General features: G+C 67.8%; 11 protein-coding genes. 9 read left to right on the plus strand and 2 right to left on the minus strand.

Features of this window, described 5'->3' with window-relative positions:
• The first annotated feature begins 167 nt into the window (after positions 1-167).
• The gene (locus tag ACFX4F_RS19770; RefSeq protein WP_380658006.1) at positions 168-1385 is read left to right on the plus strand and encodes an RNA polymerase sigma factor; all 1218 of its coding nucleotides are present in this window, start codon (positions 168-170) and stop codon (positions 1383-1385) included.
• 51 nt (positions 1386-1436) lie between these two features.
• On the opposite strand, the gene ACFX4F_RS19775 is transcribed toward ACFX4F_RS19770, so the two are convergent.
• Positions 1437-2000: an EF-hand domain-containing protein gene (locus ACFX4F_RS19775; RefSeq protein WP_380658008.1), complete on the minus strand. Its 564-nt coding sequence runs from the start codon at positions 1998-2000 to the stop codon at positions 1437-1439.
• A gap of 156 nt (positions 2001-2156) precedes the next feature.
• Between ACFX4F_RS19775 and ACFX4F_RS19780 the strand changes: the two genes are divergently transcribed.
• Positions 2157-2912, plus strand: coding sequence for an arginyltransferase (locus tag ACFX4F_RS19780; protein WP_380658010.1), 756 nt, complete (start codon positions 2157-2159; stop codon positions 2910-2912).
• A gap of 37 nt (positions 2913-2949) precedes the next feature.
• Positions 2950-4158 carry an endonuclease/exonuclease/phosphatase family protein gene (locus tag ACFX4F_RS19785; RefSeq protein ID WP_380658012.1) on the plus strand — a complete coding sequence of 403 codons (1209 nt, stop codon included), beginning with the start codon at positions 2950-2952 and terminating at the stop codon, positions 4156-4158.
• A 213-nt stretch (positions 4159-4371) separates the two neighbouring features.
• Here ACFX4F_RS19785 and purT read toward each other — a convergent pair whose 3' ends face one another.
• Positions 4372-5559: a formate-dependent phosphoribosylglycinamide formyltransferase gene (purT, locus tag ACFX4F_RS19790; protein ID WP_380658014.1), complete on the minus strand. Its 1188-nt coding sequence runs from the start codon at positions 5557-5559 to the stop codon at positions 4372-4374.
• Between the two features lie 145 nt (positions 5560-5704).
• Here purT and ACFX4F_RS19795 point away from each other — a divergent pair, with 145 nt between their 5' ends.
• Genes ACFX4F_RS19795 through ACFX4F_RS19820 form a run of 6 tightly spaced genes read left to right on the plus strand, consistent with a single transcriptional unit; the run spans position 5705 to position 9688 of the window.
• Positions 5705-6586: an SPFH domain-containing protein gene (locus ACFX4F_RS19795; protein ID WP_380658016.1), complete on the plus strand. Its 882-nt coding sequence runs from the start codon at positions 5705-5707 to the stop codon at positions 6584-6586.
• A gap of 45 nt (positions 6587-6631) precedes the next feature.
• Complete coding sequence (locus tag ACFX4F_RS19800; protein ID WP_005412615.1) at positions 6632-6811, plus strand: hypothetical protein; 180 nt, start codon at positions 6632-6634, stop codon at positions 6809-6811.
• A complete protein-coding gene (locus tag ACFX4F_RS19805; protein ID WP_089239544.1) occupies positions 6808-6987 on the plus strand; it encodes a DUF4177 domain-containing protein in 180 nt (59 codons plus the stop codon). The genes ACFX4F_RS19800 and ACFX4F_RS19805 overlap by 4 nt, the downstream gene beginning before the upstream one ends.
• 2 nt (positions 6988-6989) lie before the next feature.
• The gene (locus ACFX4F_RS19810; RefSeq protein WP_380658019.1) at positions 6990-8279 is read left to right on the plus strand and encodes an alpha/beta fold hydrolase; all 1290 of its coding nucleotides are present in this window, start codon (positions 6990-6992) and stop codon (positions 8277-8279) included.
• On the plus strand, positions 8276-8869 hold the full coding sequence (locus ACFX4F_RS19815; protein WP_180163931.1) for a PH domain-containing protein: 594 nt from the start codon (positions 8276-8278) through the stop codon (positions 8867-8869). Before ACFX4F_RS19810 ends, ACFX4F_RS19815 begins: the two co-directional genes overlap by 4 nt.
• Before the next feature lie 9 nt (positions 8870-8878).
• Entirely contained in the window at positions 8879-9688 is an 810-nt protein-coding gene (locus ACFX4F_RS19820) for a M15 family metallopeptidase (RefSeq protein WP_380658021.1), read from the plus strand.
• Positions 9689-9737: the final 49 nt, after the last annotated feature.

Here is a 9737-nt window from a genome sequence, read left to right on the forward strand (position 1 = left end):
CCGCAGGTAGCGCCGGGCCATGCCCGGCGAGCGCAGCGGCCTGCATCAGCGGCCACAATGCCTGACAGGACAGGCGCCGGGCACGGCCCGGCGCTACCGGAAAAGGGCAGGTCACATTCCGCACGCGCCTCCGTCATGGGACACAATCCCTGCAGGAGCCCGCCGCCATGACGACCTTCGCCGCAAGCATCGACGACACACTGCACCGCGAACTGCCGGCCGCCAGCGGCGGCTGCCAGCATGCCTATGGGCGCATCGTGCTGGCCTGCCAGAACACGGTCACCGCCATTGCCCTGGCCATCACCGGCGACCGCCAGGCCAGCGAGGACATCGCCCAGGAAGCGTTCGTGAAGGGATGGCAGCAGCTGCACCAGCTGCGCAGCGCGAGCAGCTTCCTGCCCTGGCTGCGGCAGATCACCCGCAACCTCGCCCGTGACTGGCTGCGCGCGCAACGTGGCCGACCGCTGAGCGGCGAGGCTGCCGAAGTGGCATTGACCATGGCAGCGGATCCGGCCCCCGGCGCGGCCGATCGCCTGCAACGGCTGGAAGAGGAAATCGCTGCCGAAGACATCATCTCCGCCCTGCCCGCCGACAGCCGCGAAGTACTGCTGCTGTATTACCGCGAGGGCCAGCATTCGCAGCAGGTCGCTGACCTGCTCGGGCTCAGCGACGCGGCAGTACGCAAGCGCCTGTCACGCGCCCGTGCGCAGGTGCGCGAGGGCCTGCTGCAGCGCTTCGGCGAATTCGCACGCAGCAGTGCACCCAGTGCTGCGTTCGCAACGGCGGTGGTGTCGATGCTGATGATCGCCGCGCCCGGCACCGCCAGCGCAGCGATCCTGCTGGGAACCGGCGTCGGCATCGGCGGCAGCAAGCTCGGACTCGGTGGCGCCAGTGCCGCCGGCGGTACCGCGATGGGCACGTTGACCGCAACGCTGGGCCAGCTGCAGATGCTGCCTGCGTCAAGCTGGGCCGCGATCATCGGCGGCGTCGTCGGTGGTGCGCTCGGCAGCTATCTCGGCGGCCGTTTCCTGCTGTCGTACGCCGAGACCGGCGCCGAGCAGGTGCAGGTTCGCCGCTTCGTCAATGTCAGCACGGGCACGAGCCTGGGCTGGTGCCTGGCCATCCTGTTTACCGTGCTGCTGCAGGCGCCGATGTGGGCGCAGCTGCTGGTGCTGGCACTGGGCCTGGTCGTAGTCAACTACCAGTGCCTGGTGACACTGCGGCGTATCATGGCGCCGCTGCTCGCGCGTGATGCAGCCCGGCGTGGGCGTCACGGGATCAACTGGAAGTACGAGTCCATGTACGGCCTGACCGGCATGATGGCAGTGAACCTGATGGTCATCGGTGCCCTGGCCTACACGACGACGCTCAGCGGCCGCCTGTAACGGACAACGCCGGCATCACGCCGGCGTTGTCGTCGATCACTGCAGTGAAAATCAGCGCTGCGGCTTCGGCGCGGCGCCGTCACGCGGGCCGCCGTGGCGCGGGCCACCGTGCATCGGGCCCTTGGCGGCGTCGAACTCGGCCTTGCTCAGCTGCCCATCCTTGTTGGTATCGGCGGCGGCGAACCAGGCGTCACGATGCTGCTTCATGCGCAGCTCGCGGTCGGCCTTGTCCAGGTAACCGTCCTTGTTGAGGTCGAGCTGGTCGAAACGCTCGGCCAGGCGCGGATCGGCCTTGGCTTCCTCACGGCTGATGCGGCCATCCTTGTTCGCGTCCAGCTTGGCCCAGCGCTCGCCACCACGGCCACCGTGGCGGCCATGCTTCCAGCGCGGCAGCTCATCACGCGAGAGCTTGCCGTCCTTGTTCTTGTCCAGCTCATCGAACTTCGCGGCCAGGCGCGGGTTGGCCGCCGCTTCGCTGCGGTCGATGACGCCATCGCCATTGACATCCAGCTTGGCCGGGCGCGGTGCCGGAGCGGTCGGGGCGTCGGCGGCCAAGGCGATACCGGTCGCGGAGGTGCCGAGCAGCAGGGCCAGCAGCAGGGGGGTACGGATCATGGGGTCACTCCTGGGAATGGGATTGGCGTCGGGGTGAACACCTCACCCTCGGAGGACAACAACGCCTGACCACGACCTCGGTTGACGTAGCCGCCGGTTCCATTCATCCGGCGGACAGTCGCCGCCATTGCGACAGGCTGGAGCTATGCTGTGCCCATGGCGAGACACGGCGACAGAGACGACGAACTGCGACTGTTCCAGACCGGCGAGCACCCCTGTGGGTACTGGCCGGACCGGGTCGCGCGCGATCTGGTGCTGGACCCGCAGGACCGTCGCCTCGGCGGGCTGTACCCGCTGGCCCTGAGCTGGGGCTTCCGCCGCAGCGGTGATCTGGTCTATCGCCCGCATTGTGCGAACTGCCACGCCTGCGTCGCCGTGCGCATCCCGGTGGCCCGCTTCGCGCCGGACCGCAGCCAGCGCCGCTGCGCCGCCCGCAATGCCGACCTGGAAGTGCGCATCACCGCAGCCATGCCGCGTGAGGATCTGTTCGAGCTGTACCACCGCTACCTGGTGCATCGTCATGCCAAGGGCGGCATGGACGACCACGGCCCGCACGAGTTCGAGCAGTTCCTGATCGGCAGCTGGTCGCACACGCGCTTCATGGAAATACGCCTGCCCGGCCACGACGGCCAGCCCAGCCAGCTGCTGGGTGTGGCGGTGACCGATGTGACCGAGCACGGGCTGTCGGCGGTCTATACCTTCTTCGACCCCGCCCATGCCGCGCGCGGGCTGGGTACCTTCGCGATCCTGCAGCAACTGGAGTGGGCCCGCCGCGAGGGCCTGCCACACCTGTACCTGGGCTACTGGATACGTGAGCACCAGAAGATGGATTACAAGCGACGCTACCGCCCGCTGGAGGCCTACGACGGCCGCCGCTGGCATGATTTCGATGACGATCTGGACGGACGCTGACAAACCACTGACACCGGGCCGGGTGCACAATACGGCCATGAACGCCAAACCCCTGATCCTCGGCCTGGCCCTGCTCTGTGGCGCCACCGCTCCCGCCTTCGCCACGTCCCCCGCGATGACCGAAAAACCGTCTGCAGCGCTGCGCCTGGCCACCTACAACACCTCGCTGTATTCGGACGAAGCCGGCGGCCTGATCGCCGAACTGGAAGGCGACAGCGAACACGCGCGCAAGATCGCCGCGGTACTGCAGCAGGCGCGCCCCGACCTGGTGCTGCTGAACGAATTCGACTTCGACGACGCCCATCGCGCTGCCGACCTGTTCCAGAAGCGCTACCTGGAAGTGGCCCAGCCCGGTGGCGGCAAGCCGCTGCACTTCGCCTACCGCTACCTGGCACCGGTGAACACCGGCGTGCCCAGCGGCCTGGACCTGGACAACAACGGCATTGTCGGTGGTGAAGGCCGAGGCCGTGGCAACGACGCCTGGGGCTACGGCCTGCACCCGGGCCAGTACGGCATGCTGGTGCTGTCGCGCTACCCGATTGACGAAGCCAAGGTGCGCAGCTTCCAGCTGCTGAAGTGGAGTGCGATGCCCGGCGCGATCCGCCCTGTCGATCCGCGCACCGGCAAGAGCTTCTACAACGACAGCGTCTGGTCGCAGCTGCGGCTGTCGTCGAAGTCGCATTGGGACGTGCCGGTGAAGACCCCGGCCGGCGTGGTGCACGCGCTGGTCTCGCACCCGACACCGCCGGTGTTCGACGGCCCGGAAAAGCGCAACGCCGCACGCAACCACGACGAACTGCGCCTGTGGCAGGAGTACCTGTCCAAGGGTGACAAGCCGTGGCTGTGCGACGACAAGGGTCAGTGCGGCGGCCTGGCCCAGGAGGCACGCTTTGTCATCCTCGGCGACCTCAACAACGATCCGGTCGATGGCGATGGCCGCCACGAGGCCATCGTCGAACTGATCGAGAACGCCCGCGTGCTGCGCTACCCCACCCCGCGCAGCGTCGGCGCCGAGCAGACCAGCCTGGCCTATGCGGCCAAGGGCATCACCCGCAAGGGCGCACCGTTCCATGCCACCGGCGATTTCGGCCCGAAGTCCGGCACCATGCGCCTGGACTACGTGCTGCCCTCGACCGGCTTCGAATACGTCGGCAGCGGCGTGTTCTGGCCGGCCAATGAAAGTGCCGAAGCGAAGATCGCCGACGGCAGCGACCACCATTTGGTGTGGGTGGACGTGAAGCCGTAAGTCGGTGTTGATGGGGTACCGACCAACGGTCGGTACCCACCGGAAATCTGTATCGACCAACGGTCGGTGCCCACTGGAAATCTGTATCGACCAACGGTCGGTACCCACTGGAAATCTGTATCGACCAACGGTCGGTACCCACTGGAAATCTGTACCGACCAACGGTCGGTACCCACCGGAATGTGGCCGCCGGGCATGGCCCGGCGCTACCGGTTACGGGCGCAGTTCGACGCCGATGGCCTCGGCCGCATCGCGGGCGATGGCACGCGCCTCTTCAATGGTTTCCGCGCGCGCCAGAGTCACACCAACGCGGCGATGGCCATGCACGCTGGGCTTGCCGAACAGGCGCACGGCGGTGTCCGGCACCTGCAGCGCGGCGGCCACGTTGTTGAAGTACGGCACGCCCTCGCCATGTGCCAGCAGCGCGCACGAGGCCGATGCGCCACTCTGGCGGATCAGCGGGATCGGCAGGCCGAGGATGGCCCGCGCATGCAGCGCGAACTCGCTGAGTTCCTGCGATACCAGCGTCACCAGACCGGTGTCATGCGGACGCGGCGATACTTCGCTGAACCAGACCTCGTCGCCCTTCACGAACAGCTCGACACCGAACAGGCCCCAGCCACCGAGGTCGTCGGTGATCGCGCGCGAGATCTCCTCGGCACGCGCCAGTGCCTTGTCCGACATCGGCTGCGGCTGCCAGCTTTCGCGATAGTCGCCATCCTTCTGCAGGTGCCCGATCGGCGCGCAGAACGAGGTGCCACCGGCGTGGCGTACGGTGAGCAGGGTGATCTCGTAATCGAAGTCGATGAAACCCTCGACGATGCAGCGCCCGGCACCGGCACGGCCGCCGGTCTGCGCGTACTCCCAGGCCGGGGCGATGTCCGCCTCGCTGCGCAGCGTGCTCTGGCCCTTGCCCGAGGACGACATCACCGGCTTGACCACGCACGGCAGGCCGATCGCAGCCACGGCGTCGCGGTACTCGGCCTCGGTATCGACAAAGCGGTACGGCGAGGTCGGCAGGCCCAGCGTCTCGGCGGCCAGGCGGCGGATGCCCTCACGGTCCATGGTCAGGCGCGCCGCACGCGCAGTCGGAATCACCCGCAGGCCCTGCTCCTGTTCCAGCTGCACCAGGGTCTCGGTATGGATCGCCTCGATCTCCGGCACCACCAGGTGCGGCTGTTCCTGCGCGATCAACTGGCGCAGGGCCATCGCATCCAGCATGTCGATCACGTGCGAGCGGTGTGCCACCTGCATGGCCGGGGCATCGGTGTAACGGTCGGCGGCAATCACTTCCACGCCCAGCCGCTGCAGCTCGATGGCCACCTCCTTGCCAAGTTCACCCGAGCCCAGCAGCAGCACGCGGGTGGCGGAGGGGGACAGCGGGGTTCCAAGCTTGGCCATGGCGGGGTTCCAGCAGCAATGTGAAGGCGGGTGGGCATTCTATCCGGTCCAGCCGCAGCGCTTGAGGAAGCCCAGCCGACGAACGGTAGTCCGCATGTGATATCACTTTGATATCTTCATTTCGAACCCTCAAGGACGTACCGCCATGAAAGAGAAGTCGCTGTCCTCCCTCAACGGCCTCGGCGCGCTTGCCGGGTCCCTGGTCGTGGCCCTCGCCGGCGGCGCCCTGTTCGTGGCCGGGGTCGCGGCGAAGGCCAGCACCGGCTCGCCCAACGTGCTGCTGCTCCTGACCGGACTGCTGATCGGCGCGCTGGCCCTGGTCGCACTGGCCGGCCTGTACACCGTGCAGCCCAACCAGGCGGCGGTGGTCAGCCTGTTCGGCAAGTACGTAGGCACCGTCAAGGACAACGGCCTGCGCTGGAACAATCCCTTCTTCAGCAAGCGCCGCGTGAGCCAGCGCGTGCGCAATTTCGAGAGCGGCAAGCTGAAGGTCAACGAGCTGGACGGCAGTCCGATCGAGATCGCCGCGGTGATCGTCTGGCAGGTGGTCGACGCCTCCGAAGCGGTCTACAACGTGGACGACTACGAGAGCTTCGTGCACATCCAGTCCGAATCGGCGCTGCGCGCGATGGCCACCAGCTACCCCTACGACCAGCACGAGGACGGCCAGCTGGCACTGCGCAGCCACGCCAGCGAGATCTCCCAGCACCTGAAGAACGAACTGGCCGAGCGCCTGGCCGATGCCGGCGTGCAGGTGATCGATGCGCGCATCAGCCACCTCGCCTACGCCGCTGAAATCGCCCAGGCGATGCTGCAGCGGCAGCAGGCCAATGCGGTCATCGCCGCACGCACGCGCATCGTTGCCGGAGCGGTCGGCATGGTCGAGATGGCGCTGGCCGAACTGCAGAAGAACGGCGTGGTGCAGCTGGACGAGGAGCGCAAGGCGCACATGGTCAGCAACCTGTTGACCGTGCTGTGCTCGGACCGCGGCACGCAGCCGGTCGTCAACACCGGCTCGCTGTACTGAGCCACCCTCGCAACGGGGCGCCCCACCGCCCCGCCAGGAGTCTGCATGAGCGAGAAAAAAGCCTATCCGCTGCGCATCAACGCCGAGGTCCTGGCGGCCGCACAGCGCTGGGCGGACGATGAACTGCGCAGCCTCAACGCGCAGATCGAATACGTGCTGCGCGACGCACTGCGCAAGGCAGGACGCCTGCCGAAACCCAAGCCATCGCCGGAGGACAAGGAATGAGCAAGCGCTGGAGCTACCTGACCGTCGAGGTCAAGACCACCATGATGGGCCTGCAGAAAGCCGACGACATCCAGGCCGAACTCAGCCGCCAGGGCCAGCTGGGCTGGGAACTGGTCAACATCATCATCCCGGCGCCGATGCGCCCGGCCCTGCTGGTCTTCAAGAAGGAGCTGTGACCATGAGCGCACGCCGTTCGTTGCTGGCTGTTTCCCTCGCCCTGTTGTCCGCCAGTGCAGCTGCGGGTGAACCGCAGCAGGTTGCAGCACGCCTGCTCGATCACCTGCAGGCCGGGCGGATCGCCGACGCCGAAGCCATGCTGACCCCACAGATGGCCGCGGCCGTGCCTGCCGACAAGCTGCAGGGCCTGTGGCAATCGCTGGGTGAACTGAAGCAGCGCGGGCCGGCGCACAGCAGCGAGCAGCAGGGCCTGCACCTGGTCGACGTCCCCCTGCAGTTCGCCAGTGGCGCGGTGATCGCGCAGGTGGCGGTAAACGCGCAGGACAAAGTGGCGGGGCTGCTGCTACGCCCGGCCCCGGCCGCAAAGGCACCGCCACCGCCGTCCGACGCGAACTACAGCGAAGCCGATTTCAGCGTACCGCAGGCGCGCGGCGCACTGCCCGGCACGCTGTCCCTGCCCAAGGGCAAAGGACCGTTCCCGGCCGTAGTGCTGGTGCATGGTTCTGGCCCGCAGGATCGCGACGAAACCATCGGCGGCAACCGCCCGTTCCTGGACATCGCGCGCGGCCTGGCCGCACACGGCATCGCAGTGCTGCGCTACGACAAGCGCACCCATGCCCGCCCGCAGGATTTCCAGAGCGGCAACTTCAACGTTGATGACGAGACCACTGACGACGCCGTCGCCGCGTTGGGCGCATTGGCGGCGGCCCCACGCATCGACGGCAAGCGGATCTTCGTGCTCGGCCACAGCCAGGGCGGCATGCTCGCCCCGCGCATCGCCAGCCGCTGGCCACAGGCGCGCGGCGCGATCCTGTGGGCCGCGCCGGCGCGCACGTTGCTTGAGCTGCTGCCGGAGCAGAACCGCTACCTGCTGTCGCTGGACGGCTCGATCAGTGCGCCTGAGCAGGCGTTCCTGGACAAGCTGGCGGCGCAGATCGCCGCCGCCCGCAGCGACACGCCTGCAGCCGCCAGCGAACTGCCACTGGGCGTGCCGCAGACGTTCTGGAAAAGCATCGAAGCGGTGAACGCACGGGGCGATGCGGTGGCGCTGAAAAAACCACTGCTGATGCTGCACGGCGGCCGCGACTTCCAGGTACCGGAAACGGATTGGGCACTGTGGAAAACAGCCTTGGCCGAGCGCAAGGATGTGCAATGGAAGGTCTACCCTGCCCTCAACCATATCGGCATCGCTGGCAGCGGCTCCAGTTCATTGAAGGAATACGCGCAGCCGGGCCACGTCGATGGGCAGCTGATCGATGACGTCGCGCGTTGGGTGGAGTCGCAACGATGAGCGGCAGTGATGCACGTCCGTTCGACGTCGCCGAAAGCTCCTCGCTGCGGGTGCTGTGGGTGCTGCTGCCACTGCTGGCGGTACTGGGCGTCGGCATCTGGTCGCAGCTGCACGACAGCCGCACCGACGCTCCCTGGATGGAGGTCACGCTGTCGCCCCCGTTTTTCCTGATGGGTGGCAGCGCGGCATGGAGCCTGGCGGTGATCGTGCTGATGGGCGTCGGCCTGGGCTGGGCGTTTTTCCGCCGCCGGGTGGAGCTGGCAGATAACGTACTGGACGTGCGTTCGACGCTGTACCGCCGCCGCACCCCGGTGGCCGACCTGCTGCTGGACCAGGCCGAGGTGGTCGACCTCGGCCGTGATCGCCGCTACGGCATCCGCTTCAAGACCAACGGCTACAGCATGCCCGGCTTCTACTCCGGGCACTTCCGCCTGCAGGGCGGCGGCAAGGGCTTTGCCCTGGTCACCGACCGCGCGCGCACGCTGGTGATTCCGGTGCGCGGCGGCAGCACCCTGCTGCTCAGCCTGGAGCGCCCGCAGGCCCTGCTGGAGGCGCTGCGCAAGGTGGCCGCCACGGCGCCACGGCAGTAAGCTGGGTCGATGCACCGCACCACTCCACTGTTGATCAACACCGAGACCGTCGAACTGTGGCCAGCGCCGCTGCTGCGCGCGCGCAGCAATCTCGACGCCCGCCTGCTGGCGCGTGCGCAATGGGTATTGCGGCGCAAGCAGGATGGCCGCTACCTGGCGGCGATACTGGCGCACGGCGTGCACTCGCTGGTGCCGCGCCTGCCGCGCGAACCGGGCGTGGAGGAAGCGCTGGCGTTGCTGGATGGCGCGCGATCACGGCCGTTCGGCACTGCACTGGAAGTGCAGTGGCTGCCACTGGCCGGCCTGCAGCAGCGCCTGCAACAGCTGGGCCTGGATGCAAAGCGCTATGCGCAGGACAGCGGGCTGGCACTGGAGGCAGAGCCCTGCCTGCTGCACTTCGCCGGACGTGACCGCTTCGCGCGCCCCTTGTGGCTGCGTCGCGGCGCCGCGCAGGGTTGGCGACGGATGCGCCTGCACGCCGCGCGGGATGGCATTGCACTGGACGCGATCTCCGGCTTCCGCAGCCATGCGTATCAGCTCGGCATTTTCGAGCGCAAGCTGGCGCGCGGGCAGAGCGTGCCGCAGATCCTGCAGGTCAATGCCGCGCCCGGCTTCAGCGAACACCACAGCGGTCACGCGCTGGATATCGGCACACCGGGGGACGCGCCGGCAGAAGAGACCTTCGAAGCGACGGCCGCGTTTGCGTGGCTGCAGGCCAATGCGGGAACGCACGGGTTCCATCTGAGCTATCCGCGCGACAACCCGCATGGGATCGTCTACGAGCCGTGGCACTGGTGCTGGAAACCGGCCAACGGCTGAGCCCCTCGTGGCGAAGGCCTGGAGCAGTCCGTGCATGGCCGCGGGGGGG

It is taken from the genome of Stenotrophomonas sp. YIM B13575 (assembly GCF_042787595.1).
Lineage (GTDB): Bacteria > Pseudomonadota > Gammaproteobacteria > Xanthomonadales > Xanthomonadaceae > Stenotrophomonas > Stenotrophomonas lactitubi_B.